Here is a 24,671-nt window from a genome sequence, read left to right as displayed (position 1 = left end):
ATTTAATGACTTTGTCCACGCGGATTGCGCCGCATCTGCCATACCTGCGGCGATTTTCCCGGGCAGTAACCGGGTCGCAGACCTCGGGCGATGCCTATGTTGCCGCCACACTCGAAGCCCTGATATCTGACATCTCGCTGTTTCCCGCCGCGAGTAATGATCGTATCGCGCTGTACAAGCTGTTCTCTGCCCTGTTCTCTACCTCGGCGGTCGAAGTACCAGAGCCCATTTCCACCTATGCCTGGGAAAAGCGCGCAGCCAACAATCTTGCCAATCTGTCCCCACGTCCACGTCAAGCTTTCCTGCTCGTTGCCGTGGAAGGTTTTACCTATCCGCAGGCAGCCGAAATTCTCGGCGTCAGCGACAATGCATTTTCAGCCCTGATTGAAGAGGCCTCAATGGAAATTTCCCGCCAGGTTGCGACCGAAATCATGATTATCGAGGATGAGCCCCTCATCGCCATGGACATTGAGCAGCTCGTTGAGAGCCTCGGTCACAAGGTCGTTGCTGTCGCCCGCACCCACAAGGAAGCGGTCAGCATGTTTGCCAAGACCCAGCCGCGCATGATCCTGGCCGATATCCAGCTTGCTGATGGCAGCTCTGGCATCGATGCCGTCAACGATATTCTCAACACCCATTCGGTGCCGGTGATCTTCATCACCGCCTTCCCGGAACGCCTGCTGACGGGCGAACGCCCGGAGCCGACCTTCCTGGTCACCAAGCCGTTCAACCCCGACATGGTCAAGGCGCTGATCAGCCAGGCCCTGTTCTTCGACGAAGGCTCCCGCGCCGCCGCCTGAGCCGGCATTACATGCCTGAAGGGGTCGGGATTTCCCGGCCCCTTTTTTGTTGCCTGCGCCCCAGCGGTATTATTCCGGCTGCTTGTGCTGGGCAGGCAGGACCGAATCGATCTTTCCGGTGCCCGCATAGACCGCCAGGCCGACCCATTCGCGCAGCGCGAGGCTCATGATGGACAGATTGAGCAGCGGGTTGGCCAGATCGATCGACAGCGCTTCATTGCCCGCGCTGCGATAGTCCGCCGGCCACGGCACCACCGCCAGCCCCACCCGCTTGAACAGGCCGACCGATCGCGGCATGTGAAAGGCCGACGTGACCAGAACGACGGGCCCGCTCTGTGTCCCCAGCAGGTCGCGCGTTCGCGCGGCGTTCTCGTCGGTATTGCGCGACGCCTCTTCCAGCATCAGCCGCTCCTGCCCAATGCCCATGGCCTGCAGCAGGCGCCCTGCTATGGCGGCCTCGGACTCGGCCTCCCCGGCCAGGGTGCCTGACCCACCCGTCAGCAACACGCGCGCCGCCGGATAGAGCTGGGCCAGTCGCAGCGTCTCGAAGACTCGGTCGCCGGCGTCATTGAGTTCTGAAATCCCGCGCGCACTGCTTACCCGCCCGTCGGTGGCGCCGCCCAGCATGATGATGGTGGAAACCTGCTCGGGTATGACCGCAGGGCGGACAAACCGGTTTTCCAGCGGCGCGATCAGCACCAAGCCCAGGCTGGTATAGGCGCTCACCAGCAGCACCGACATGCCGGCACCGCCCACCCAGAGGCCCCAACCCATGCGACGCCGGGCCACCAGCACCAGTGCGGCCAGCATCAGCAGGACACAGACGCTGATCGGCTGCGCCACCAGCCAGAACACTTTTGACAGCAAAAAGAACATCGCCCATCACCCGCCTGCAGCCTTCACAGGCGATACAATAGGCAAGAGCAACATGCCACGCCCATTTCCGCTTGCTATCTGCACCGCTTTTGCTTTTGTTGAAGGCGGTCAAGATTGCCAGCCTGAAAAAACGGCAGTCACCAGTCAGGAAGGCCTGCGCGCGCAGGCATTGGGTGAGCATGGCGCAAACGAAGGCGGCGGCTGAGAACAAATTGCCGGTTGTGGCGATCCGCGATCTCCATAAATCGTTCGGCGCCCTCGATGTGCTCAAGGGGATTTCCTTTACCGCCCGCGAGGGCGAAGTGGTATCCCTGATCGGCTCGTCCGGCTCGGGCAAATCCACCCTGCTGCGCTGCATCAACATGCTTGAAGTTCCCGATAGCGGCACGGTCAGCATCGATGGCGAAGAAATCCTGCTGCGCGGCACGGCGCCACATCGCCAGATCGGCGACGAGCACCAGATCCGCCGCATTCGCTCCGAGCTGGGCATGGTGTTCCAAAGCTTCAATCTCTGGGCCCATCTCACCATTCTCGAAAACGTCATGGAAGCGCCGCTGATCGTGCAGAAGCGCGCCCGCGAGGAAGTCGAGCAGGCTGCGCGCGCCATGCTGGCCAAGGTGGGCATTGCCGAAAAGGCCGATGCCTATCCCGCTCAGCTCTCCGGCGGCCAGCAGCAGCGCGCCGCCATCGCCCGCGCCCTCTGCATCAATCCGCGCGTCATGCTGTTTGACGAACCCACCTCGGCACTCGATCCCGAGCTTGAGGTCGAAGTGCTGCGCGTCATCAAGGTGCTGGCCGACGAAGGCCGCACCATGGTGCTGGTGACCCATGACATGGAGTTTGCCCGCTCGGTTTCCGACCGCGTCATCTTCCTGCACCAGGGCGCCATTGAAGAGCAAGGCACCCCCGACGAAGTCTTCGGCGCCACCAAGTCACCCCGCCTCAAGCAATTTCTCAATGCCGCCAACCACGACCAGGCGACAAGGCCCGACACCGGGCTTCTGCAAGCGTAACAAACCAAGGAGTATCGTCATGAAAAAGCTCATTCTCGCCGCCGCTGCGCTGATCGCGCTGGGCACCACGGCCCAGGCTCAGGAAACCGTGCGCATCGCCACCGAAGGCGCCTACGCCCCCTGGAACTTCCTCGACGATAGCGGCAAGCCTGCCGGTTTCGAGATCGATCTGGCGGCCGCCATCTGCGCCCAGGCCGGCCTTACCTGCGAGGTCATCATCAATGACTGGGATTCCATCATTCCCAACCTGCTGGCCGGCAACTACGACGTGATCATGGCCGGCATGTCGATCACCGACGAGCGCCTCGAGACCATCGATTTCACCCAGAACTACTTCCCGCCCGATCCGTCGCTGTTCATCGCTGCTGCGGGCGCCGGCATTGACCCATCGGCCCTTGAAGGCAAGCGCGTCGGTGTCCAGGGTGGCACCATCCAGGCCGCCTATGCCGAAGAGAACCTCGGCGCCAACAATACGGTTGTTGCGTTCACCACTGCCGATCAGGCCATGGCCGATCTCGGCGCCGGCAATCTCGACACCATCCTGGCCGATGGCGCCTATCTCGAGCCCGTGGTCGCCGCGTCCAATGGCGCCTTCGAATTCGTGGGCGAGGACGTCATGATCGGCAATGGCGTCGGCGGCGGTTTGCGCAAGGACGAGGCCGAGCTCAAGACCAAGTTCGACGATGCGCTTACCGCGCTCAAGAAGGATGGCACGGTCGACAAGCTGATTGCCCAGTGGTTCGACGGCCGCGGTCCCTATTTCGCTGAATAAAGCGCTCCGTCGGGGTGGGTTCGCCCACCCCGATCCTTCCGAAAGCCCGACTATGCCATTCCTCTTGCCCGCTTGGACCAGCCTATGAGCGACGATATCGCCTTCTGGCTGAGCTACCTCACCAACGGCAAGCACCTGACCTGGTATGCCAGTTTTCAGTTCACCATTTTCGCCGCGGTCGTCGGTGGCGCTCTGGCCGTCATCTTTGGCCTCGCCGGCGCCACGATGAAGAATTCGCGTTTTTTCCCCCTGCGCCTCATCGGCTCCACCTATTCCTCCATCGTGCGCGGCGTGCCCGATGTGCTGTTCTTCCTGTTCTTCCCGCTCGCTTTCGAGCAGGCGGTCGAATGGTTCATGGCCGGCCAGATCTGCACGCCCGAAACCATTGCCGCGCAGTCCGCTGCCTGGCCGCCCTGCAAGGAGGCTAACTGGTTCCTGGGCACGCCGGAATATCTGCTGCTGGCCTCGGTCTCCCTGGGCCTTGTCTATGGCGCCTTCGCCACCAATGTCATTCATGGCGCCATGCGCGCCGTGCCCCACGGCCAACTCGAAGCCGCGCGCGCCTATGGCATGAGCGCCCGCCAGGTGCTGTGGCGCGTGCATATCCGCCAGATGTGGGTCTATGCCCTGCCCGGCCTCGCCAATGTCTGGATGCTGCTGGTCAAGGCGACCTCGCTGCTCTCGCTGCTGCAGATTGCCGATATCGTGCTCTGGGCCGATCGCCTCGGCGCCCCCAATTATCTCTCCGCCGTTGGCCTCGTCCATGATGACTGGCGCTGGCGCTATTATCTGGTGCTCTTCGTCTTCTACATCCTCGTCACGCTGCTCTCGGAAAAGGCCTTTGGCGCCCTGATGCAGCGCGCCGGTCGCGGCATACTGAGCGAGGCCCGCTGATGGACACCTTCCTGCGCGAACTCGGGCTTTTTGCCCCGGCCATCGTCTTCAACATCTACTTTGCGGCAGCATCGATCCCGCTCGGCTTCGTCATGGCCATATTCCTGGCCCTGGGCAAGAATTCCGCCAATCCGCTGCTCTCCCGTCTCAGCCGCGGCTATATCTATGCCTTCCGCGGCTCCCCGCTGTTCATCCAGTTCTTCATGATCTATTCGCTGACCCTCTCGTTCAACATCAGCCTGTGGAAGCCGCTCGACATTTCCTGGTTCGTGCTGCATCCGCTGTTCATCGGCCCGCTCGTGCTGGTGCTAAACACGGCCGCCTACACCGCCGACATCTTCTACGGCGCCCTGCGCGCGGTGCCGCGCGGCGAGATCGAGGCTGCCCGCGCCTATGGCATGAGCCGCACCCAGCAGTTCCGCCAGGTGGTCTGGCCCAACCTGATCCGCCTGGCCTGGCCGGCCTATACCAATGAAGTCGTCTTCCTCTTCCACGCCACGGCCATCGTCTATTTCGCCCTGCCCGTCATCGGCCAGCAGAAGGACGTCATGATCACCGCCAAGGAACTGTTCGAGCGCGACTACAATGCCTTCCTGCACTTCTCCGTCGCCGCGTTGTACTTTCTGGCGGTGTCGCTGGTGGTCTTCTTTTTCTGCGGCCTGGTCTATCGCCGGCTGATGCGCCATATGCCGGCGGCGCCAGGCATGCGCTTTGCCCCCAAATGGATGCGCTAGGAACACCATGAAGATCATCGCCGATCTGTGCATTGTCCCCATGGGCGTGGGGCCCTCGGTCTCCGTCTATGTCCGCGAAATCCGCCGCATCATCGAGGCCTCGGGCCTGACCCATGTCATGCACGCCAATGGCACCAATATCGAGGGTGAGATGGCCGACGTCACCACCTTGGTCGAGGCATGCTGCGCCCGCCTCACTGAACTGGGCGTGGAGCGGATCTTCTGCACCATAGCCTTCTCCACCCGCACCGACAAACCCCAGAGCATGGCCGACAAGCTCGCCAGCCTCGACCAGTAGGACGCCCAATGGCCTTTGAATTGCACCAGACCATGCTTGCCGGCGACAGCCCCGGCGCGTCCACCACGCTCTATTGGTACACTGCCGGACCCCAGACCGCGCCGACCCGCGTCCACCTGCAGGCGGCGCTCCATGCCGACGAGCAGCCCGGCACCATGGCCCTGCATCACCTGCTGCCCCGCCTGCGCGATGCCGATACCGCCGGCCAGCTCACCGCCCGCTTCACCATCTTCCCCTCGGTCAACCCGCTGGGTCTGGCTACCACGACGCTGCGCCACCACATCGGCCGCTACGACCTCGAAACGGGTGTCAACTACAACCGCCGCTGGCCCGACCTCTACCCGCTGATCGCCCCGGCCATCGCAGGCCGGCTCGGCAACGATCCCCAAGCCAATATCGCCATCATCCGGGCCGCCGTGATCGGTTGGATCGAAAGCCAGCGGCCCGGCTCCGCCATCCAGCAGCTCCGCCTGCTGGTGCTCAGATCGGCCGCTGCCGCCGACATCGTGCTAGACCTGCACTGTGACGATGACAGCCTAAAGCACATCTTCACCTCGCCCGAACTGATGCCCGGCCTGCAGGATCTGGCCGACTGGATGGGTGTTGCAGCGACGCTGACGGCCCAAGACAGCGGCGGCGGCTCCTTTGACGAAGTGTTGCCCACGCTATTCCGCAAGGCGCAGCTCGCCAACCCGGACCACCCCATCCCGGCAGCCGCTGAAACCGCCACGCTGGAATATCGCGGCCGCGCCGACAGCTTCGATCACATCGGCCAGGAAGATGCGGCAGGCCTGTTCGGCTTTTTCGCCGGTCGTGGCCTCATCCATTCCGATCCTGGCGCCAGGCCCCAGCCCGCGCCCGGTCCAACCCCTTTCGAAGCCACCGAAGTGCTGCGCACCGATGCCCCGGGCCTGCTGGCCTATCACGTCGAGTTGGGCGAACGCGTCAGCAAGGGCCAGCCCATTGCCGATCTCATCGCCATGGATGGGCCACAGGCCTTCATGGCCCGCCGGCCCATATTGGCCGGCACCGATGGTTTCGTACTGTCCCGGGTCAGCGGCAAATATGTCCGGCGCGGCGCCAGCATCGCCAAGCTTGTCGGCACTTCCATCCTGCCCGGCCGCGCCGGCGCCTATCTGCTGGAAGATTAGTCTAGCTGGCGATTGCCGCCAGCTGCTGCTCGGCCTCGGCCTTCAGAGCGCCCGCCCGCCCCGCAAAGCGAGTCATGAGGTACTGGGCCAGCGCGGGTGGATCCAGGGGGCGCCCGAAATAATAGCCCTGCAGCTGATGGCAGGCGATGCCCGCCAGGAAGTCCGCCTGCTCGCGCGTCTCGACGCCTTCGGCGGTAATCTTGAGCTTTAGCGTTCGCCCCAGCGCGGCGATGGCCTTGAGCGTTTCGCGCGCCACCGCATCCTCGCCCGAGGCGTGCACGAAGGAGCGATCGATCTTGATACGGTCGAAGGGGAATTTCAGCAGATAGCTCAGGCTGGAATAGCCGGTGCCGAAATCGTCCATGGCAATCATCACGCCGAGCTGGCGCAGTTCGGCCAGCCGGGGCACCACTTCGTCGGGGTTCTCCATCAGCAGGTTCTCGGTAATTTCGAGTTCCAGCCGATGCGGCGCCAGGCCCGACATGGCCAGCGCCTTCTGCACCACCAGCGCGATGTCGGAGAGCCGGAAATGCTTGGCTGAGAGGTTGACGGCCACGGTCAGGTGATCCGGCCAGCTGGCCGCCGTCATGCAGGCCTGCTCGATCGTCCAGTCACCGATATCGGCAATCAGGCTCGACAGCTCTGCCACCGGAATGAAAATGGCCGGCGGCACCAGGCCGCGACCGGGGTGATTCCAGCGGATCAGCGCCTCGAACCCGACGGGGCGCTCATCCTCGGTGGCCACAACCGGCTGATAGTGCAGCGCCAGCTCGCCTTTGGCCACGGCATCGCGCAGTTCCACTTCCAGCAGGCGCCGCTCGCGCGCCTCGCTGTCCATCTGGCTTTCAAAAAAGCGATAGGTGCTGCGCCCGTCAGCCTTGGCGCGGTACAGGGCCAGGTCGGCATTGCGCAGAATCTCGTCCGGCTGCGTGCCGTTGAGCGGCGCCATCGCCACGCCGATGCTCACCCCGATATTGGTCAGGTGGCCATCGATGCTGTACGGGCGCCTGATGTCGGCGATAAGCGCATCGGCCAGCCGGCCGACACCGTCTGCATCGCCGGTATTGGGCAGCAGGATGGCAAATTCGTCACCACCCAGCCGGGCGGCCAGATCGGGCTCGCGCACCCGCTCGCTGATCCGCTGCGCCACCTGCACCAGCAGGCGGTCGCCAGCCATGTGCCCGCGGCTGTCATTGACTGACTTGAACTGATCAAGGTCCAGAAACATCATGGCGAACGGGGCGCCATAGCGCTCCAGTCGCGCCACGCAGCTATTGAGCTGCTCGGTGAACTTGTTGCGGTTCAGCAACCCGGTCATCGGGTCATGATGAGCCAGCATGGTAATGCGGCGCTCGGCCAGCTTGCGCTCGGTAATGTCCGACCCGGTGCCGATATAGCCCAGATAGCGGCCGGCTTCGTCATAGGCTGGCTTGCCTGTCAGGCTCCACCAGCAGTCCACGCCGGCTGCCGTGACGCGCAGTTCGACATCCTGAAAGGTACTGCGCGCAGCGATGTCACCCTCAAGATGCGCCATCAGCGGATCATCGGCCGGCGTCACGCATTGCATGAAATGCACGAAATCGGCACCCACCAGGTCATCCTCACCCAGCCCCGTCGCCGTGGTAAAGCCCCGGGAAATGCGGTTGATTGAGCCTTCAGCGTCAACCCCCCAGATCCAGTCCGACGTGCTCTGCTCGAACTCGCCCAGCAACAGCTCGATGATTTCTCCCCGCTCGTCGAGCAGCATTTCCGAAGCCCGATGCGCCACAAAGGCCGCTGCGTGGTTGAAGGTGATCCCCACCATGACAGTGGTAAACGCCATGAGCAGCACGCTTTCCACCCAAAGACTGGGCGTTGAGCCGGTCCCGATAACCGTGCCCAGCACGCCGGCAATCAGCGGGATGGTGAAGGCGGCCAGCGCCTGCGGATAATTCACCAGCGCCATCATCGAAATGCACAGCAGTCCCCCCGCGCTGATCGTCGCCGCGCCGCGCATGCTGGCGCTCAGCTCGAGCGGCAGCAGGTTGAATACCGCGCTCCACAGCAATCCCAGCAGCAGCGCATAGATCACCGTCCGTCCGACGGGTTTGGCCGCTTTGGTCTCGTTCTCGCGCCGGCCATTGCGCCAGGCCAGAAAAGTCGCGTTCAGCTGCAGCACATTTATCGCGCCAATCGTCACCGCCAGCGGCCAGAACCGCGCATGGCCCCAGGTCAGTACCAGCAGCACCACCGACACCACAGCCATGGCCGCCAGCAGGGCCGGCATCATCTGGCGCACCGAGCCCAATTGCTGACGCAGCAGCTTCCTCCGCACAGCCGGCGGCAATCCGTCGGCCCCGATGGCGCGGTCGACGAACCCGTTGATCGACGAAAACAGGCCTGTTTTGGTGCTCATGCTCATCCCGGCACATTGGTCGGCAGCACTTAATTTTGTGTTTTTTCCAGCCCTGTTTTGCAAGGCAATCTCGCCACGGTTACCAATCGTTAAGGTAAAGTTTGAGTAAGTCGGGCACACCCGCGATAATGTCCGCCAGAGACGTCGATTTTCGAGCCGCCCCCGTAACTTCGTTGTAAAGACGGAAGACGTCCAGCCTTGGAGAGCTTCTATGAGTGCCCCCTACAAGCCCGTTCCCGAGGCCGCCCTGGCGGGCAGTCTGCGTGACTTCCGCTCCCCCGCAGGTGCCGATCTGATGGCGCGAGTGACCGACTTCTACGCCTGGCAGGATTTGCGCCGGGAACACGATCTGTGGCCCTATGCCCGCTCGACCTCAACGGCCCCCACGGCCCGCTGCGAAGCCCGCAGCGACACGGGCGACGCCTTTTCGGGCATCAATTTTGCCAGCCAGGATTACCTCAGCCTGTCGTCCCACCCCGCCATCAAGCAGGCGGCCATCGAGGCCATCGGCAAATATGGCGTACACAGCGCCGGTTCCGCCGCCTTGCTCGGCAACACCGCTAATTCGCTTTTGCTCGAAGAGAGCCTGTCGTCCTTCCTAGGCGGCCGCCAGATCGTCCTCTATCCGACCGGTTGGGCCGCCGGCTACGGCTCGGTCCAGGGTTTCGTGCGGGCCAACGACCACGTCGTCATGGATATCCTTGCTCATTCCTGCCTGCAGGAAGGCGCCAAGGCCGCCACGCAGCACATCCATTATCACGGCCATCTCAATCTCGACGCCATGACGCGCAAGCTGGAGCGCATTCGCGCCGACGATCCGCACAATGGCATTCTGGTGGTGACCGAGAGCCTCTTCTCCATGCACTCCGATACGCCAGACCTGGCGGCCATGCGGGCCCTGTGCGACCAGTTCAACGCTACGCTCCTGGTCGACTGCGCCCATGACCTGGGCTCGGTCGGCGAAGATGGCCTGGGGCATTTGGGCCTGCAGAACGCCCTGGATGACGCCGATATCATCATCGGCAGTTTCTCCAAGACCTTCGCCTCCAATGGCGGCTTTATCGCCGTCAAGACCAAGGCGGCGGCCGAATATCTCAAATATTACAGCGCCACCCACACCTTCTCCAACGCGCTGTCGCCGGTACAGGCGGCAACCGTGCTGACGGCGCTGCAGATCGTGCGCTCCGAGGAAGGGCGCACGCTGCGTCGCAAGCTGATGGACAACATCCTCTATCTGCGTTCCCAGCTGGCCAATGCCGGTCTGGAGACGCTGGGCGATCCCTCACCCATCGTGCCCGTCCGGCTTGGTCTGGAAGGCGTCGGCCGCTTTGCCTCGCGCCATCTGATGGCTCTGGGGGGCATTGCCAATCTGGTCGAGTATCCTGCCGTGCCACAGGGCGGTGCCCGGTTCCGCTTCCAGGTGATGGCTTCCCATACCCACGAGGATATCGATCAGGTTGTCGAGATCCTGGCCAAGGCCATGCGCGATGCCGACCTCGAATACCGTCTGGGTCATGAAGGCGATCAGGACCCGGTTCTGTCCGTCCCCTCGGCGACGCCGGAAGTCGTCTGAGGGCTGTAAGGCGGTCGCCAAGCGCGGCCGCCTTTCCCAGCCGATCGGGGGCAGCGGCCCAGCCGTGGCCTGCTGTAGACCGGTCAGTTGCCGCTAGAGCTGGCCAAGGCGGCAGCCGGCATCTTGGGACCCAGCACCGCCGCCATCTTGCCCAGCAGGCGCGGCAGGTCCACCGGCTTGGTGTCAAAATCGATGCAGCCGGCCGCCAGCGCCTTGGCACGATCGGATTCAAAGGCGCTGGCCGTCAGGGCGATGATCGGCAGCGCCGCCGTCTCGGGGTCCGAGCGGATGCGGCGTGTCGCTTCGCACCCATCCATCTCGCCCAGCCCGATATCCATCAGGATGACATCGGGCATCAGCGACTTGGCCGCCGCGATCCCGCTGGGGCCGTCTTCGGCAAAGCGGATGGAAAACCCCCGCCGCTCCAGCCGACGCCCCAGCACATCGCGATTGATCGGGTTGTCTTCAACAATCAGGACCAGTGCCATTATCTATCCAATCTGCGCATTGGCGGCCTTGCGCTGCCCGCGCATGGATTTGAGCGCCGCCAGCGCCGCCTTTACCTTTGCCGCATCGAGCGGCTTCATGATGATGCCGTCGGCCCCGGCGGCCAGGGCCTTGCTGCGCTCAGCCAGGATAGAAATCATGAAGACCGGAATGTCGACGGTGATCGGATCGGCCTTGAGCGCCGCCAGCACGTCCCACCCATCAAAGCCGGGCATCAGGATATCGAGGAAAATCGCCGCAGGCTTGACCGTCCGGGCGATCTGCAGTGCCGACTGGGGCGCGTCCGAACAGATCGGCGTATAGTTCTCGCGGATCAGCAAGCGCTCAGCCAGCTCAAGGAAATTGCGGTCATCATCGACCACCAGCAGTCGTTCGCGCTTGTTGTGGTCCAGCAGATGCCCGCTGAGCCCGGCATAGCCCTCTCGGTGCGGCTGATCCTGCTCTGCCTCGCTGACGAAATTGTCTTCATCGCGCCCGCGCGGCGTCAGGAACAGCGACTGTTCGGGCTGGGCCACCTTCTCCAACTGGGCCGGCAGGCGAATGGTAAAGCGGCTGCCCCTGCCGATCTCGCTTTCGACCTCGATCTCCCCGCCCATCAGCCGGCAAAGGTTCTGGCTCAGGGCCAGGCCCAGCCCGGTGCCGCCATAGACGGCGGTGATCTTGGAGCTGGCCTGGGTGAAGTTGGAGAACAGCGCCTGCTGCTGTTCGCGCGAAATGCCGATGCCGCTATCGATCACCGCAATTTCCAGCCAGTCGCCGTCTCGGCTGATGGCCAGCGTGATCGTGCCGTTCTGGGTGAACTTGGCCGCGTTCGACAGCAGGTTGAACACCGTCTGGCGCACCTTTGTCGCATCGGCCCGCATCGTCCCCAGATTGGGGCCCCGCTCGACCACAAAAGTATTGGTGTTCTTGGCAGCCAGGGGGCGCGCGGTCGACTCGACCTCGTCGACTAGGCGGTCCAGGTCGACACTCTCGATATGCAGGGCCATCTTGCCTGCCTCGATCTTGGAGATGTCGAGAATGTCGTTGACCATGGCCAGCAGGTGTTTGCCGGCGGCGCTGATCTTTTGCAGATCGGCAATCTGCTCGCCCCGTCCGTCCAGTTCGGCATCTTCGAGCAGGATTTCCGAATAGCCCAGCACGGCGTTGAGCGGCGTGCGCAATTCGTGGCTCATCTTGGCCAGGAAGTCGGACTTGGCGCCATTGGCCCGCTCGGCATCGTCCTTGGCGCTGGTCAGCGCCTTGAGCGTATATTGGTGCCGGTCGATTTCCTTGATCAGCTCGGACTGGCTGTCCACCACGCTCGAGTAATAGGCCGCCATCATGAACACATAGATATTGGCGCCCAGCGCCGACAGCACGCCGGCCAGCGCCATGTCGGCGACGGGAATGTACTGCGGGAAATCGCCATATAGATAGATGCCATACATCAGCGCCAGGCCCAGCGTGATCTGGGCGAGAACGAAGATGCGCGCGGTCCAGGCTGCGCCCAGATACATGAAGGCCAGCAAGGGCGTCAGGACGAACCACACCAGGAACGGCGAACTGGTGCCGCCGTAATTATAGGTGCCCCACAGGATGCAGAACGTCAGGTTCAGCACCGATGCCATGGCCAGCGGCGTATAATAGCGCCCGAACAGCTTCACCAGCGCCAGAAAGGGCCAGAATCCATAGATCGAGGCAGCCAGGATCGCCACATGCGGCCAGGGATGGGGGTCGGCAAACCACAGGAAGAGCGGGATGGGCGAGGCAATGATCGGCCCGAAGATATGGCTGATGATGAACATCTGCACGCGCTTGCGCGTGTGCAGGTCATTGGCCATGTGCGGCGGAATGAACCAGTCCACCGCCCTCTGGAATGCCGTCAGTGTGATCACGTTGCGCCCCGCCGAAGATGCTTCCAGACTGCGCGCAACCCTTTGAGAAGTCGTAAACTATTGCCCGGATCCTCGAACGATCCAGGCAATAGTGATGCCAGCCTTACCGCGCCTGGTGTTCGAGCGCCGTCATGACGCCGCGCAATTCAGCCAGTCCCTTCATCCGACCGATCGTCGGATAGCCCGGCTGCGACCGCCGCCCCAGATCGTCCAGGATGTCCTGCCCATGGTCGGGACGCATGGGAATGGAGTGGTCCGGCCGGCCGGCCGCGCGACGCTTGGCCTCTTCGCGCAATACCGCCGCGATCAGGGCCACCATGTCGGTGTCGCCCGCCAGGTGCTCGGCCTCGTAGAACGAGCCCACAATGTCGTCATTGTCGCGCTTGACGTTGCGCAGGTGCAGGAAATGCACCTTGTCGCCCAGCCGCTCCATCATGCCGGGCAGGTCATTGTCCGGCCGCGCGCCGAGCGAGCCCGAACACAGCGTCATGCCATTGGCCGGGCTGTCGACCGCATCCAGGATATAGTTGTAGTCGGCCTCGGTCGACATCACCCGCGGCAGACCCAGCAGTGCGAACGGCGGATCATCGGGATGGCAGCAGAAGCGCAGCCCCAGATCCTCGGCCAGCGGGATGATCTCCTCAAGGAAATCGACGAAATTGGCCTGCAGCCGCTCACGGCTGATCCCGGCATACTCGGCCAGATGCGCGCGCACATCGTCGAGCGACATGGATTCGGTGGAGCCGGGCAGGCCCATGGTGACATTGCGCGCCAGTTGCTTCTTGCCATCCTCGTCTAGCGCCGCCGCGCGGCGGCCCGCCTCGTCGGCAATGGCATTGGAATAGTCGGCCCCGGCGCCGTCACGCTGCAGGATATGGATGTCGAAGGCGGCGAAATCATTGATGTCGAACCGCATGCACGAGCCACCATTGGGCACGCCCCAGCGCAGGTCGGTACGCGTCCAGTCCAGCACCGGCATGAAATTGTAGCAGATCACCTCCATGCCGCTGTTGGCCAGGTTCTGCATCGAAATCTTGTAATTGGCGATGTGCTCGCGCCAGTCGTTCTTCTGCTTCTTGATATCTTCTGACACGGGCAGGCTCTCGACCACGTCCCATGTCAGACCGGAGGCCGTGCCGTCCTTGCGCGTGGCGATCTCGTCATAACGCCTGGCGATCTCCTCTGGCGTCCACGCCACCCCATTGGGCACGTGATGGAGCGCACTGACCACGCCTTCGGCGCCCACCTGGGTGATGTCGTCGATGCTGCACAGGTCCTTGGGTCCGAACCACCGCCACGTCTGTCGCAAGATACTGCTCCGTTCTTGTATGGTAGTGCCTTGCCACATGCAGACGCGGCAGCAAAGACTATTTGTTGGCAAATGCCAGCAGCGTGTCGACATGGCAGGGCGTTCCGGCCCGGCACCAGCACGCCAGGTTCTTGCCGCCCAGAGTTGCGCTGATATCGTCTAGGCTCGGTGCCGCCCGATCCGCGACCAGTTCCCCCGCCAGCCAGCGGGCATGGCGCGCCACCGCCTCGGCCTGCGCTGCGTCATGATCAAGCCCCGTTTCGGCCGCCACATCGGCGATGCTGAACGGATTGCCCCACGGTCCCGGTCGCGCCACCGACTGCGCCGGTAGCCCGTTGAGCGCCTGCGAGATCGCCTGCAGGTCAAAACCCGCCTTGCGCGATAGTACGATGCGCTGCGGCCTCATCGCAGGTCCTTGTCATAGACAAAGCGCGGCATTTCCCATTTGAACACGATGGCGGCCACGCGCAGCCCGAAGCCCACCGCCATGGCCCCGATGATCACCGGTTCCTCCGGCCAGCCCAGCGTCAGCCCGCCAAAATAGATTATGCCCGTCACGGCCGAGACCGTGGCATAGAGCTCGCCGCTGAACACCAGCGGGATGTCATTGCACAGCACGTCGCGCAGGATGCCGCCGACAATGCCGGTCAGCATGCCAGCCACGATGACGATCACCGGGTGCTGCCCCATCTCGATCGCGACATTGCAGCCGATGATCGAGAATACCACCAGGCCCAGCGCATCGAGCAGGAGGAACGGCCAGCGCAGCCGGTGCACCACGCGGGCAATGAGAATAGTGAACAGCGCTGCGCCACAGGCCAGCAGCAGCAGCCAGGGATTGGCCACCCAGCTCAGCGGATAATGCCCCAGAATGATGTCGCGGGCCGAGCCTCCCCCCAAAGCCGTCACGCAGGCCAGCACGCAGACGCCGAACCAGTCCATCTGGCGTCGCCCCGCCGCCAGCGCGGCCGTCATCGCCTCGACCGTGATCGCGATATAGAAGATGACGATCAGCATCTCGTTCCTTCCCGTCAAATCCGGGTTTGTGTTCGCCAGGATAGCGCGCACCATGCCCCTCTCAAGCGCCGGAGGCCAGCATGCGTCAACCCAAAAGCGTCAAGGGTCTCGAAGAGCTTGGCCGCGTCCGCCTCTCCGCCAGTTTCTACTTGCGCGACTTTCTCTATTCCGAGATCGCCGCCATCCATGGCCTGCCCAATATTCCCGACGATCCTGATCTCGCCATCGCCGCCGGCATGGCCTTGTGTGAAAACCTGCTCGAACCGCTGCAGGCCCGCTTCGGCCGGCTCTCCATCCGCTCCGCCTTCCGCTCCTGCGCCGTCAACCAGTTCGGCAACAGCCACAAGCTCAACTGCGCCAGCAACGAGGCCAATTACGCGGGCCATATCTGGGACCGCCGCGATGCCGAGGGCCAGATGGGAGCCACGGCCTGCGTGGTCGTCAACCGCTTCGTCCCCTATTACGAGCGTACCGGCAACTGGGAGGCTCTGGCCTGGTGGGTCCACGATCACCTGCCCTACTCCGAGATGGAATTCTTCCCCAAGCTGGCCGCATTCAACCTGACCTGGTCCGAAAACCCCAAACGCCGCATTTCCAGCTATATCCCACCCCGCCGCGGCGTCCTGACCAGGCCGGGCATGGAGAACACCACCGGTCGCCACGACGCGGCTTACGCCGCAATGCTGGTGGAGATCGGGTAGCGCAGTGCCACCTTTCCTCCCCCGCCTGCGGGGGAGGGGAGCCGCCGTCAGGCGGTGGAGGGGGGAGCCGCTTGCGCAAGGTCTCGGACAATCTCTGCACGTGTGGCGCCCCTCTCCACCACGCTCCGCGTGGTCCCCCTCTCCCGTGAACGGGAGAGGAAGCACCTGACCCGGCAATCTGCTACAAAAAATCCGCCCGCAGCGGCGTGAACACATCGATCAATCGCCCCTTTTCCAGCGCCAATACCCCGTGCACCAGACCCGAGGACACGATGAAGCTGCCGCCGGTCCCCACCACTGCCGTCTTGCCATCGATGGTCACCTCAAAGCTCCCTTCGGCCACATAACTCACCTGGACATGGGGATGGCTGTGCAGCGCCCCGACGGCGCCCTTGTCGAAGCCGAATTCCACCTGCATCAGCTCGGGCGTGTGGATCAGCACCCGCCGCGTATTGCCGGGCGCCAGCACCGTGACATCCCCGTCACCAGCCTGTGCAAAGAGTTTCTGCTCGCTCATCAATTCACCTCGCCAGCCAGCCGCCATCCACGGGGATGACGGCGCCATGCATATAGTTTGAGGCGCGCGACAGCAGGAACACCGCCGCATCGCCAATGTCGGACGGCACACCCCAGCGACCCGCCGGAATGCGCACAAGGATCGACGCCGAGCGCTCTGGATCGGCCCGCAGCGCCTCGGTATTGTTGGTTTCGATATAGCCTGGGGCGATCGAGTTGACGTTGATCCCCTTGGCCGCCCACTCATTGGCCAGCAGCCGCGTGATCCCGAGCACACCGCTCTTGGACGCCGTATAGCTGGCCACCCGGATGCCGCCCTGAAAACTCAGCATCGAGGAAATGTTGACGATTCTCGCGCGCCGCTCGGCCGCCAGCGCCTTCTTGCCCATGGCCTGGCACAGGAAGAACATCGATTTGAGGTTGATGTCCATCACCGCATCCCAGTCGGCCTCGGTGAAATCGACCGCATCGGCGCGTCTGATGATGCCGGCATTGTTGACCAGGCCATCGATTGGGCCATGCCGCTCCCAGGCCGCGTCGAACATCGCCTGCGCCGCTGCCGTCGAACCCAGATCGGCCTTGATCGCCACGAACGCCGCGCCAAGCTCGGCCATCAGCCCGGCCGTCTCGTCCATGTCCGAGCGCCCGACGCCGATCACCCTGCCGCCGGCACGGCCGATGGACAGGGCAATGCCCTGCCCGATGCCGGTATTGGCGCCGGTGACCAGCACAGTCTTGCCCTCGAGACTGAATGCGGTAAGATCGGTCACAGCAGCTCGTCCATCCCGATCTTTTCGACATCGGTATAGTCGACATTGTCGCCGGCCATGGCCCAGATGAAGGTGTAGGACCCCGTGCCGGCGCCCGCATGGATCGACCACGGCGGCGAGATCACCGCCTGCTCATTGCGCACGATCAGGTGGCGGGTTTCGTCCGGTTCGCCCATCAGGTGGACGACAATGGCTGCGGGATCGAGCTCGAAATAGAGATAGGCTTCCATGCGACGATCGTGCACGTGCGCCGGCATGGTGTTCCATACCGAGCCCGGCGCGAAGCTGGTCAGCCCCACCACCAACTGGCAGGTCTTGACGCTGTCGGCATTGACGAACTGGAAGATACTGCGCTCATTGGCCGCCTCCTTGCTGCCCAGGTCGAGCCGCTTGGCATCGGCCTGGCGGATCAGCTTGGTGGGGTGGCTGGCATGGGCCGGCGCGCTCAGCAGATAGAACTTGGCGGGGTTGGCCGCATCAGCAGACGCGAACGCCACAGCGACATTGCCCATGCCCACATAGAGCATGTCCTTCGTGCCGACCGCATGCGCCACACCATCGACGGTGATCGTGCCCGGCCCGCCAATATTGGCGGCGATCAGCTCGCGCCGGTCGAGGAAATTGGCTGTCCCGGTCGGCTTGATGACCTCGAGCGCCAAGGCCTTGGCGCCGGGCATCGCCCCACCCACCGCCATGCGATCATAATGCGTATAGGTCCAGTTCACCCCACCCAGGGTGAACAGCTCCTCGATCAGGAAATGCTCGCGCAGCTCCGCCGTATTCATCGTGCTCGCGCTCACCGGATCAATGGCGAAACGGATATCGAAGTCGGTGCTCATGCTTGTTCCTGCTTCCTGTTCATTGTTCGCGCAGCCGCTGGCGGTAGCGCTCCTGGCTGAGCCAGAGGTGCTGGCGCATCGCTTCGCGCGCCGCGCCGGCGTCCTGGGCCGAAATGGCCCTCAGAATGGTCAGATGTTCCTGCTGCAACCCCAGCTGATATTCCACCGTCAGCACGCTTTCCGTGCCCCAGGGCGAGGCGACATCGCAAGGAATGGTGCGGCTCCCGAGGCCGTCGAGAACCTCGATGTAGAAAGGGTTATTGGTCGCCGCGGCGATGGCGCGATGAAAGGCAAAATCGGTCTTGCCGGTCGGCGTGCCGGCCTTGATCTGCCGCTCGAACTCGTTCCAGGCCTCCTGGATGGCCGCATCCTGGCTCGAGCTGCGCCGCAAGGCGGCGAGGCCTGCCGACTCGATCTCGATGCCCATGCGCACCTCGAGCACGTTGAGTGCCACCGAAATCTTGTTGGAGCTGCTCGCGCCGATTGCTGAAAACGGGCTGGCGGCATTGGCCATCACGAACACGCCGGCACCTTGGCGCGATTGCACCAGTCCGTCGGCAGCCAGCGCCGCAATCGCCTCGCGCACAACCGTCCGGCTGACCCCGAAGATCGCGGTCATCTGGCTTTCGGTGGGCAGCTTGCCGCCTGCCTCGTACTCGCCCTCGGCAATGCGCTTGCGCAGCGATCCGATCACCAGATCGGCCAGCTTGGGCTTGCGGCTCAGTGCCAGGACCTCGTCGTTGAGACTCATCAATTACCCCGAAACACTGCCGGCAACCACAGCGACAGGGCCGGTATATAGGTCACCAGGCCGAGCACAATGAGCCCGGCGCCATAGAAGGGCCAGATGCTGCGCATCGCCTCCCAGACGGTGATCTTGCCCACCGCGGCGGCCACGAACTGCACCGGGCCCAGCGGCGGCGTATTGAGGCCGATCCCCAGATTGAGAATCATGATCACCCCGAAATGCACCGGATCGATGCCGAAGCTCTTGGCGATCGGCAGGAAGATCGGCGTCGTGATGATGATCAGCGGCCCCATATCCATGAAAGTGCCCAATACCAGCAGCAGCACATTGATCATCAGCAGCACCAGCAGCGGATCGCTCGAGATCGCCGCAATGCCGTCGGTCAGGATGATGGCCACCTTGAGATAGGCCATGAGCCAGCCGAAGGAGGCCGCCGCCCCGATGATGAACAGCACCATAGCCGTGGTGCGCACCGCACCCAGCACCGAATGCACGAACTCGCCCCAGCCCAGCGAGCGATAGACGAGGATGGTGACGAAAAACGCATAGAACACCGCGATGCAGGAGCTTTCGGTCGCGGTAAAAATGCCCGAACGCACACCGCCAAAGATGATGGCGATCAGCATCAGGCCGGGAATGGAGACGAGAAAGAAATAACCCGCCTTACGGAAGCCGGGAAACGGCTCGGTGGGATAGCCGCGCTTGACCGCCACGATATAGGCTGTGATCGACAGCGCCAGAGCCAGCAGCAGCCCGGGAATGATGCCGGCCGTGAACAGGTCGGCAATCGAGATATTGCCCCCGCCCGACAGCGAATAGATGATCATGTTGTGACTGGGCGGCAGCAGCAGCGCGATCAGCGCCGCCATCGAGGTGACATTGACCGCATAGTCGGCCCCATAGCCGCGCGCCTTCATCTGCGGGATCATGATGCCGCCCACCGCGGCCGCTTCCGCCACTGCCGAGCCGGAAATGCCGCCGAACAGCGTCGAGGCGGCGATATTGACCTGCCCCAGCCCGCCGCGCACATGCCCGATCAGCGAGCCGGCAAAGGCAATGATCCGCGCCGCGATGCCGCCCCGCATCATCAGGTCGCCGGCAAAGATGAAGAAGGGAATGGCCAGAAGGCTGAACGCCGACACGCCCGAATTGAGCTGCTGGAACACCACGATGGCAGGGCGGCCCAGATAGACGATGGTGGCAAAGCTGGCTATGCCCAGGCAATAGGCGATGGGGGTGCCGATCAGCATCAGCAGCGTGAACACCCCGAACAGGATCCAGTATTCCATGAGTATCAGGCCTCGGTCACGGTCGGGTCGTTCGGCAGATCGTCAATCGGCTCACCGGCCAGGCGCAGAAGCACGCGCTCCAGCGCGAACAGGCACATCAGGAAGCCCGAGACCACGATGGGGAAATAGGTAAATGACGTCGGCAGCCCAAGCACGGGAATGCGGGTGGACCAATAGCGGATCGCCAGCTCGCCGCCATACCAGACCATGCCGAACGCAAAGCCGAACACGGCAATGTCGCTGATGGTCCGCAGCCATGGCTTGGCGCTGGGCGGCAGCAGGTAGAGCAGCACGTCAAAGCCCATGTGGAAGTTCTCGCGTACCCCCACGGCCGCGCCGAGAAACACGAACCAGGTCACCAGCATGATGGCCCCCGCTTCCGTCCAGGACGGCGAGGCATTGATGACGAAGCGCATGAACACCTGGTAGGCGACGATCAGCGTCATGGCGATGAGGCCAAAACCGGCTAGCCACAGGATGGCAGTGGAAAGGCGCGCCAGGGCGCGACTGATGGGCATGAGCCAGTGTTTCACGTCAGGTTCTCCGCCACGATGGGATCGGGCCGGCGCTGGGCGCCAGCCCGGAAAGAAAGCCTCAGCCTTCGGTCGCCTGAATGCGGGCCACCAGATCCTGCAGCTTGGGGTCGGTCACGTACTTGTCGTAGACCGGCTTCATGGCTTCGATGAAGGGCGCCTTGTCGACTTCGTTGATCACTGCGCCCAGCGCCTCCACCGCAGCCTTGGATTCAACTTCCTTGGCAGCCCAGAGCTCGCGCTGCTTGGCAACCGATTCCTTGGCGGCTTCGCGGAACAGCGCCTGATCCTCAGGAGTCAGGCCATCCCAGACGATCTTGGAAATCACCAGGACTTCCGGAACCATCAGGTGCTCGTCAAGCGAATAGAACTTGGCGACTTCGGCATGGCCCGCCGTGTCATAGCTCGGATAATTGTTCTCGGCGCCGTCGATCACGCCGGTCTGGATACCCGAATAGACTTCGCCATAGGGCATTGGCGTGGCATTGCCGCCCAAGGCCGCCACCATGTCCACGAAGATGTCCGAGCCCATGACGCGGAACTTCATGCCGGTCATGTCGTCAAGCGAGGTGATCGGCTTTTCGCTATTATAGAACGAGCGCGCGCCACCGTCGTAATAGGCCAGGGCGACAACATCCACGGCCTCGAAGGCCGCCAGGATTTCTTCGCCGATCGGGCCATCCAGCACTGCATGGAAATGGTCGGCCGAGCGGAAAATATAGGGCAGCTGCGTCACGGTGGCTTCGGGCACCTGGGTGCCGAAGGCGCCGATCGAGATGCGGTTGAGATCGATCACCCCGAACTGGGTCTGTTCGATCGTGTCGGCTTCCTGGCCGAGCTGGGCCGAGTGGAACACTTCGACGCTATAACGGCCATCGGTCTTGGCGCTCAGCAGCTCGCCGAAATGCTTGACCGCTTCGACGGTCGGATAGCCATCCGGATGGGTATCGGACGAACGCAATACCGTCTGGGCACTGGCCGTCGAAACCATCAGGGATGCAGCGACAAGCGCAGTCGCTGCCAGTTTAGGCAGATGAAACATGGAGTCCTCCCAGTTATCTGATGACACCGGTCAGGCCGTCCTCCGACCTGTCGCGACCGGCGCCGTTCACTGTGGCGCAGAGCCCTCGCCCCCACCACGCAAGACCGACCCATCCTCCTCCTCTGGACTCTGCGTCATCTTGGTCACAAACTGGTATGGAAGAACCAGGGACAAGTCAACATACAATCAATGCCAGCTTGTATGATGACTTTTGCAGACGGCCGCTTCCTCTTTGAGCCTCGAAAAACAGCAACGCCGCCGAGACTGATCTCGGCGGCGTCATTGTAAGGGGAGTTGCTGGCCCGGGTATTAGATGTGGATAGCGCCATCACCAAGCGACAGGGCCGCCTCGCGTACGGCCTCCGACAGTGTCGGATGCGCATGCGTGCTGCGCGCCAGATCCTCTGCCGAGCCGGAAAACTCCATCAGCACCACCAACTCGTGGATCAACTCGCCGGCACTCTTGCCCACGATATGGGCGCCCAGTACCCGATCGGTATTCACATCGGCCAGGATTTTGACAAAGCCCTGCGTCGCCAGCATCGCCTTGGCGCGGCCATTGGCACTGAACGGGAACTTGCCGATCTTGTATTCGATGCCCTCCGCCTTGAGCTCGTCCTCTGTCTTGCCGACACTGGCCACTTCCGGATTGGTATAGACCACCGATGGAATGACGGCATAGTTCACATGTCCAGCCTGGCCCGACAGGATCTCGGCCACCGCGATGCCCTCGTCCTCGGCCTTGTGCGCCAGCATCGGGCCGGCGATTACGTCGCCGATCGCATAGATGCCATCGACCGAGGTCTTGTACTGGCCATCCACCCGCACGCGGCCGCGCTCATCGAGCGCCACCCCAACAATGTCGAGGCCCAGACCCTCGGTATAGGGTTTGCGGCCAATGGCCACCAGCACGACATCGGCGTCGAGCAGCTCGGCCGCCCCGCCCTTGGCCGGCTCCACCGAAACCTTGAGCGCGCCATTGTCCTGCTTGTCGACGCCCGAGACCTTGCTCGAGAGCTTGAACTCCATGCCCTGCTTCTGCAGCATGCGCTGGAACTGCCGCGCCACTTCGCTGTCCATGCCGGGCAGGATGCGGTCGAGATATTCGACCACCGTCACCTGGCTGCCCAGCCGCGCCCAGACCGAGCCCAGCTCGAGCCCGATCACGCCGGCGCCGATCACCACCAGCTTGGCGGGCACTTTTTCAAGGCTCAGCGCCCCGGTCGAGGTCACGATCTTCTTCTCGTCGATCTCGATGCCCGGCAGGTTGGCCGATACCGAGCCCGAGGCGATGACGATATTCTTGGTCTCGATCTCGATGGCGGCGCCATTCTGTGGCGTGACGCGCACCTTGCCCGGCGCGGCAATGGTGCCGATGCCCTGGAAGGTGATGATCTTGTTCTTCTTGAACAGGTAATCCACGCCGCCGACATTGGCCGCAACCGTCTCGGTCTTGTGGTTCATCATCTGCGCCAGGTTCAGCACCGGCGTCGGGATGTCGATGCCCAACGCCTTGAAGCCATGGCCGGCCTCTTCGAACAGCTCGGAGGCATGCAGCAGGGCCTTGGAGGGGATGCAGCCGATATTGAGGCAGGTGCCGCCATGGGTGGCCCATTTCTCGACAACGGCAACCTTCATGCCCAGCTGCGCTGCACGGATCGCAGCGACATAGCCGCCCGGACCCGAGCCGATGATGGTGAGGTCGAAAACGTCTGCCATTGGAAGCCCCGAAACTGGTTAGTGTTGCTGGGCCAGCGCGACACGCACTGCCAGCAGGATGAAGGTAATGCCGGTAACCCGATTAAACCACCTGCCAAAGCGGAAAAATCCCTGTCGTACCGACGCGGTCGTAAAAAACATCGAGACCAGCGCGAACCAGCCAAACAGCATCAGGCTCATGCAGGCCACATAGAACACCTTGATGTCGCCCCCGGTATGCGCTGAGACCAGGCTGGTAAACAGCGCCAGGAAGAACAGTACCGCCTTGGGATTGAGCAGATTGGTCAGGAAGCCCAGCGCAAAGGCGGCAAAGTCGCCGCGCCGCGCCAAGCCCAGTTCGGCCACGGCGGGCGGCTGCGGCGGCGGACTGCGCAGGGCGGCAATGGCCAGATAGACCAGATAGGCGGCGCCCAGCCATTTGAGAATATTGAACAGCAGCAGCGACTGGCCGACAATGACCCCGACGCCCAGCAGCGTGTAGCTGCCATGCACCAGGATCGACGTGGCGATTCCCGCCGAGGTAAACAGCGCCGCGCGCCGGTCATGGGCAATCGACTGGCGCAGCACCATGGCGAAATCGGCGCCGGGAATGACCGCATTGATGCCAAAGGCCAGCATCAGGCCGGCAAATTCAAGCCAGGGAAAATCCAATTGGGCACCAGGCGCATGAAGGGACCCGTCACAGCGGGCCATCCCTGTTTAGCGAACTCTGCCCGCTTCGCAAACCGCCATTGTGCGCGCCGCTACTGCGCGGCGATGGCCTGGGCCTTTTCCAGCGCCGCCGGCAGGCTCTTGTCGATGTCCAGCGCGCCGCTGTTGACCTGCTCGAGAAAGCCCCGGCAGAACTGGTCCTTGTCGTCGGCCTGGTTATAGGCGCTCATGATCTGGCTGCCGCCATAGGTCTCCGCCGCCGCCACGGCCTCCGGCGTGCCGCCGCCCAACCGCTCGACGACGCGATTGGCCAGATCGAGAAAGCCGATATTGCGCAGGTACCAGTTGTCATTGGCGGTGTGGTAGGCGCTGTCGAGCCCGGTGGTCTCGTAGCAATGCGTCGTCATCGCACTGACAATCGCTCTGGCGCCATGAAAGGCCATCAGCTCGCCGACCAGCTCGGGATTGGCGTCATCCTGGGCATGGGCGGGGATAAGCATGGCGAGCCACATCAGGGCCGGATAGATCAGGGGACGCAACAGGCGCTCAACTCCGCAAATACGCGTTAACATGGGCTGTCATCTGCAGCACCCGCGTTAACAGACTGTTAGCATCGAGCGTCACCGCCATCACGAAACCGCCAACAA

The 24,671-nt window shown here is 63.1% G+C and carries 27 protein-coding genes; 10 read left to right on the top strand and 17 right to left on the bottom strand.

Features of this window, described 5'->3' with window-relative positions; translation table 11 throughout:
- Positions 1 to 5 precede the first annotated feature (5 nt).
- Positions 6 to 800: a response regulator gene (locus GDR53_RS12825; protein ID WP_193338085.1), complete on the top strand. Its 795-nt coding sequence runs from the start codon at positions 6 to 8 to the stop codon at positions 798 to 800.
- A gap of 69 nt (positions 801 to 869) precedes the next feature.
- On the opposite strand, the gene GDR53_RS12820 is transcribed toward GDR53_RS12825, so the two are convergent.
- Complete coding sequence (locus GDR53_RS12820; RefSeq protein WP_193334868.1) at positions 870 to 1,676, bottom strand: YdcF family protein; 807 nt, start codon at positions 1,674 to 1,676, stop codon at positions 870 to 872.
- Positions 1,677 to 1,728: 52 nt separating this feature from the next.
- Between GDR53_RS12820 and GDR53_RS12815 the strand changes: the two genes are divergently transcribed.
- The 7 genes from GDR53_RS12815 (at position 1,729) to GDR53_RS12785 (ending at position 6,538) form a co-directional block, all read left to right on the top strand.
- Entirely contained in the window at positions 1,729 to 1,881 is a 153-nt protein-coding gene (locus GDR53_RS12815; protein ID WP_193334867.1) for a hypothetical protein, read from the top strand.
- Positions 1,856 to 2,689 carry an ABC transporter ATP-binding protein gene (locus GDR53_RS12810; RefSeq protein ID WP_193334866.1) on the top strand — a complete coding sequence of 278 codons (834 nt, stop codon included), beginning with the start codon at positions 1,856 to 1,858 and terminating at the stop codon, positions 2,687 to 2,689. Before GDR53_RS12815 ends, GDR53_RS12810 begins: the two co-directional genes overlap by 26 nt.
- A gap of 19 nt (positions 2,690 to 2,708) precedes the next feature.
- Positions 2,709 to 3,461, top strand: coding sequence for a transporter substrate-binding domain-containing protein (locus GDR53_RS12805; protein WP_193334865.1), 753 nt, complete (start codon positions 2,709 to 2,711; stop codon positions 3,459 to 3,461).
- Between the two features lie 84 nt (positions 3,462 to 3,545).
- Positions 3,546 to 4,355 carry an ABC transporter permease subunit gene (locus GDR53_RS12800; RefSeq protein WP_193334864.1) on the top strand — a complete coding sequence of 270 codons (810 nt, stop codon included), beginning with the start codon at positions 3,546 to 3,548 and terminating at the stop codon, positions 4,353 to 4,355.
- Positions 4,355 to 5,089, top strand: coding sequence for an ABC transporter permease (locus GDR53_RS12795; RefSeq protein ID WP_193334863.1), 735 nt, complete (start codon positions 4,355 to 4,357; stop codon positions 5,087 to 5,089). Before GDR53_RS12800 ends, GDR53_RS12795 begins: the two co-directional genes overlap by 1 nt.
- Positions 5,090 to 5,096: 7 nt before the next feature.
- Complete coding sequence (locus tag GDR53_RS12790) at positions 5,097 to 5,387, top strand: MTH1187 family thiamine-binding protein (protein ID WP_193334862.1); 291 nt, start codon at positions 5,097 to 5,099, stop codon at positions 5,385 to 5,387.
- An 8-nt stretch (positions 5,388 to 5,395) separates the two neighbouring features.
- The gene (locus GDR53_RS12785) at positions 5,396 to 6,538 is read left to right on the top strand and encodes a succinylglutamate desuccinylase/aspartoacylase family protein (protein WP_193334861.1); all 1,143 of its coding nucleotides are present in this window, start codon (positions 5,396 to 5,398) and stop codon (positions 6,536 to 6,538) included.
- Between the two features lies 1 nt (position 6,539).
- Here the strand turns inward: GDR53_RS12785 and GDR53_RS19875 are convergent, their stop codons facing one another.
- Positions 6,540 to 8,933, bottom strand: coding sequence for a putative bifunctional diguanylate cyclase/phosphodiesterase (locus tag GDR53_RS19875; protein ID WP_193334860.1), 2,394 nt, complete (start codon positions 8,931 to 8,933; stop codon positions 6,540 to 6,542).
- A 211-nt stretch (positions 8,934 to 9,144) separates the two neighbouring features.
- On the opposite strand from GDR53_RS19875, the gene GDR53_RS12775 reads away from it, so the two are divergent.
- Entirely contained in the window at positions 9,145 to 10,506 is a 1,362-nt protein-coding gene (locus GDR53_RS12775; protein WP_193334859.1) for an aminotransferase class I/II-fold pyridoxal phosphate-dependent enzyme, read from the top strand.
- Between the two features lie 83 nt (positions 10,507 to 10,589).
- Here GDR53_RS12775 and GDR53_RS12770 read toward each other — a convergent pair whose 3' ends face one another.
- The 5 genes from GDR53_RS12770 to GDR53_RS12750 form a co-directional block, all read right to left on the bottom strand.
- Positions 10,590 to 10,994: a response regulator gene (locus GDR53_RS12770; protein ID WP_193334858.1), complete on the bottom strand. Its 405-nt coding sequence runs from the start codon at positions 10,992 to 10,994 to the stop codon at positions 10,590 to 10,592.
- 3 nt (positions 10,995 to 10,997) lie between these two features.
- A complete protein-coding gene (locus tag GDR53_RS12765; RefSeq protein ID WP_193334857.1) occupies positions 10,998 to 12,890 on the bottom strand; it encodes an ATP-binding protein in 1,893 nt (630 codons plus the stop codon).
- 103 nt (positions 12,891 to 12,993) lie between these two features.
- Positions 12,994 to 14,199, bottom strand: a complete 1,206-nt coding sequence (uxuA, locus tag GDR53_RS12760) for a mannonate dehydratase (protein WP_193334856.1) — start codon at positions 14,197 to 14,199, stop codon at positions 12,994 to 12,996.
- A gap of 58 nt (positions 14,200 to 14,257) precedes the next feature.
- Complete coding sequence (locus GDR53_RS12755; RefSeq protein WP_193334855.1) at positions 14,258 to 14,605, bottom strand: DUF4326 domain-containing protein; 348 nt, start codon at positions 14,603 to 14,605, stop codon at positions 14,258 to 14,260.
- On the bottom strand, positions 14,602 to 15,216 hold the full coding sequence (locus tag GDR53_RS12750) for a trimeric intracellular cation channel family protein (protein ID WP_193334854.1): 615 nt from the start codon (positions 15,214 to 15,216) through the stop codon (positions 14,602 to 14,604). Before GDR53_RS12750 ends, GDR53_RS12755 begins: the two co-directional genes overlap by 4 nt.
- Positions 15,217 to 15,296: 80 nt before the next feature.
- Here GDR53_RS12750 and GDR53_RS12745 point away from each other — a divergent pair, with 80 nt between their 5' ends.
- Positions 15,297 to 15,917 (top strand): peptidase M15, encoded by a 621-nt coding sequence (locus GDR53_RS12745; protein WP_193334853.1) that lies wholly within the window; start codon positions 15,297 to 15,299, stop codon positions 15,915 to 15,917.
- Positions 15,918 to 16,098: 181 nt separating this feature from the next.
- Here GDR53_RS12745 and GDR53_RS12740 read toward each other — a convergent pair whose 3' ends face one another.
- From GDR53_RS12740 to GDR53_RS12695, 10 genes are all read right to left on the bottom strand, one after another.
- Complete coding sequence (locus tag GDR53_RS12740) at positions 16,099 to 16,434, bottom strand: cupin domain-containing protein (RefSeq protein ID WP_193334852.1); 336 nt, start codon at positions 16,432 to 16,434, stop codon at positions 16,099 to 16,101.
- Positions 16,435 to 16,438: 4 nt separating this feature from the next.
- Entirely contained in the window at positions 16,439 to 17,203 is a 765-nt protein-coding gene (gene kduD, locus GDR53_RS12735; RefSeq protein WP_193334851.1) for a 2-dehydro-3-deoxy-D-gluconate 5-dehydrogenase KduD, read from the bottom strand.
- Complete coding sequence (gene kduI, locus GDR53_RS12730) at positions 17,200 to 18,042, bottom strand: 5-dehydro-4-deoxy-D-glucuronate isomerase (protein WP_193334850.1); 843 nt, start codon at positions 18,040 to 18,042, stop codon at positions 17,200 to 17,202. Before kduI ends, kduD begins: the two co-directional genes overlap by 4 nt.
- A gap of 19 nt (positions 18,043 to 18,061) precedes the next feature.
- Entirely contained in the window at positions 18,062 to 18,793 is a 732-nt protein-coding gene (locus GDR53_RS12725) for a FadR/GntR family transcriptional regulator (RefSeq protein WP_193334849.1), read from the bottom strand.
- Positions 18,793 to 20,079: a TRAP transporter large permease gene (locus tag GDR53_RS12720; protein WP_193334848.1), complete on the bottom strand. Its 1,287-nt coding sequence runs from the start codon at positions 20,077 to 20,079 to the stop codon at positions 18,793 to 18,795. Before GDR53_RS12720 ends, GDR53_RS12725 begins: the two co-directional genes overlap by 1 nt.
- A gap of 5 nt (positions 20,080 to 20,084) precedes the next feature.
- Positions 20,085 to 20,612: a TRAP transporter small permease gene (locus tag GDR53_RS12715; protein WP_408639760.1), complete on the bottom strand. Its 528-nt coding sequence runs from the start codon at positions 20,610 to 20,612 to the stop codon at positions 20,085 to 20,087.
- A gap of 61 nt (positions 20,613 to 20,673) precedes the next feature.
- Positions 20,674 to 21,654 (bottom strand): TRAP transporter substrate-binding protein, encoded by a 981-nt coding sequence (locus GDR53_RS12710; RefSeq protein WP_193334847.1) that lies wholly within the window; start codon positions 21,652 to 21,654, stop codon positions 20,674 to 20,676.
- A 309-nt stretch (positions 21,655 to 21,963) separates the two neighbouring features.
- A complete protein-coding gene (gene lpdA / locus GDR53_RS12705; RefSeq protein ID WP_193334846.1) occupies positions 21,964 to 23,373 on the bottom strand; it encodes a dihydrolipoyl dehydrogenase in 1,410 nt (469 codons plus the stop codon).
- 18 nt (positions 23,374 to 23,391) lie between these two features.
- The gene (locus GDR53_RS12700) at positions 23,392 to 24,024 is read right to left on the bottom strand and encodes a LysE family transporter (RefSeq protein ID WP_232846620.1); all 633 of its coding nucleotides are present in this window, start codon (positions 24,022 to 24,024) and stop codon (positions 23,392 to 23,394) included.
- A 92-nt stretch (positions 24,025 to 24,116) separates the two neighbouring features.
- Complete coding sequence (locus GDR53_RS12695; RefSeq protein WP_193334845.1) at positions 24,117 to 24,563, bottom strand: hypothetical protein; 447 nt, start codon at positions 24,561 to 24,563, stop codon at positions 24,117 to 24,119.
- Positions 24,564 to 24,671 lie beyond the last annotated feature (108 nt).

The organism is Devosia beringensis, assembly GCF_014926585.1.
Classification (GTDB): domain Bacteria; phylum Pseudomonadota; class Alphaproteobacteria; order Rhizobiales; family Devosiaceae; genus Devosia; species Devosia beringensis.
The sequence above is the reverse complement of the archived record's forward strand: the minus strand, read 5'-3'. Positions and strand labels throughout refer to the sequence as shown.

Excerpts from the sequence above, each read along its gene's own strand:
- GDR53_RS12775 (WP_193334859.1), top strand. The coding sequence starts at position 9,145 with ATGAGTGCCCCCTACAAGCCCGTTCCCGAGGCCGCCCTGGCGGGCAGT.
- GDR53_RS12795 (WP_193334863.1), top strand. The coding sequence starts at position 4,355 with ATGGACACCTTCCTGCGCGAACTCGGGCTTTTTGCCCCGGCCATCGTC.
- GDR53_RS12790 (WP_193334862.1), top strand. The coding sequence starts at position 5,097 with ATGAAGATCATCGCCGATCTGTGCATTGTCCCCATGGGCGTGGGGCCC.
- GDR53_RS12740 (WP_193334852.1), bottom strand. The coding sequence starts at position 16,434 with ATGAGCGAGCAGAAACTCTTTGCACAGGCTGGTGACGGGGATGTCACG.
- GDR53_RS12820 (WP_193334868.1), bottom strand. The coding sequence starts at position 1,676 with ATGTTCTTTTTGCTGTCAAAAGTGTTCTGGCTGGTGGCGCAGCCGATC.
- GDR53_RS12810 (WP_193334866.1), top strand. The coding sequence starts at position 1,856 with ATGGCGCAAACGAAGGCGGCGGCTGAGAACAAATTGCCGGTTGTGGCG.
- lpdA (WP_193334846.1), bottom strand. The coding sequence starts at position 23,373 with ATGGCAGACGTTTTCGACCTCACCATCATCGGCTCGGGTCCGGGCGGC.
- GDR53_RS12750 (WP_193334854.1), bottom strand. The coding sequence starts at position 15,216 with ATGCTGATCGTCATCTTCTATATCGCGATCACGGTCGAGGCGATGACG.
- kduI (WP_193334850.1), bottom strand. The coding sequence starts at position 18,042 with ATGAGCACCGACTTCGATATCCGTTTCGCCATTGATCCGGTGAGCGCG.
- GDR53_RS12815 (WP_193334867.1), top strand. The coding sequence starts at position 1,729 with ATGCCACGCCCATTTCCGCTTGCTATCTGCACCGCTTTTGCTTTTGTT.
- GDR53_RS19875 (WP_193334860.1), bottom strand. The coding sequence starts at position 8,933 with ATGAGCACCAAAACAGGCCTGTTTTCGTCGATCAACGGGTTCGTCGAC.
- GDR53_RS12725 (WP_193334849.1), bottom strand. The coding sequence starts at position 18,793 with ATGAGTCTCAACGACGAGGTCCTGGCACTGAGCCGCAAGCCCAAGCTG.
- GDR53_RS12785 (WP_193334861.1), top strand. The coding sequence starts at position 5,396 with ATGGCCTTTGAATTGCACCAGACCATGCTTGCCGGCGACAGCCCCGGC.
- GDR53_RS12745 (WP_193334853.1), top strand. The coding sequence starts at position 15,297 with ATGCGTCAACCCAAAAGCGTCAAGGGTCTCGAAGAGCTTGGCCGCGTC.
- GDR53_RS12770 (WP_193334858.1), bottom strand. The coding sequence starts at position 10,994 with ATGGCACTGGTCCTGATTGTTGAAGACAACCCGATCAATCGCGATGTG.
- GDR53_RS12825 (WP_193338085.1), top strand. The coding sequence starts at position 6 with ATGACTTTGTCCACGCGGATTGCGCCGCATCTGCCATACCTGCGGCGA.
- GDR53_RS12805 (WP_193334865.1), top strand. The coding sequence starts at position 2,709 with ATGAAAAAGCTCATTCTCGCCGCCGCTGCGCTGATCGCGCTGGGCACC.
- GDR53_RS12800 (WP_193334864.1), top strand. The coding sequence starts at position 3,546 with ATGAGCGACGATATCGCCTTCTGGCTGAGCTACCTCACCAACGGCAAG.
- GDR53_RS12755 (WP_193334855.1), bottom strand. The coding sequence starts at position 14,605 with ATGAGGCCGCAGCGCATCGTACTATCGCGCAAGGCGGGTTTTGACCTG.
- GDR53_RS12710 (WP_193334847.1), bottom strand. The coding sequence starts at position 21,654 with ATGTTTCATCTGCCTAAACTGGCAGCGACTGCGCTTGTCGCTGCATCC.
- GDR53_RS12720 (WP_193334848.1), bottom strand. The coding sequence starts at position 20,079 with ATGGAATACTGGATCCTGTTCGGGGTGTTCACGCTGCTGATGCTGATC.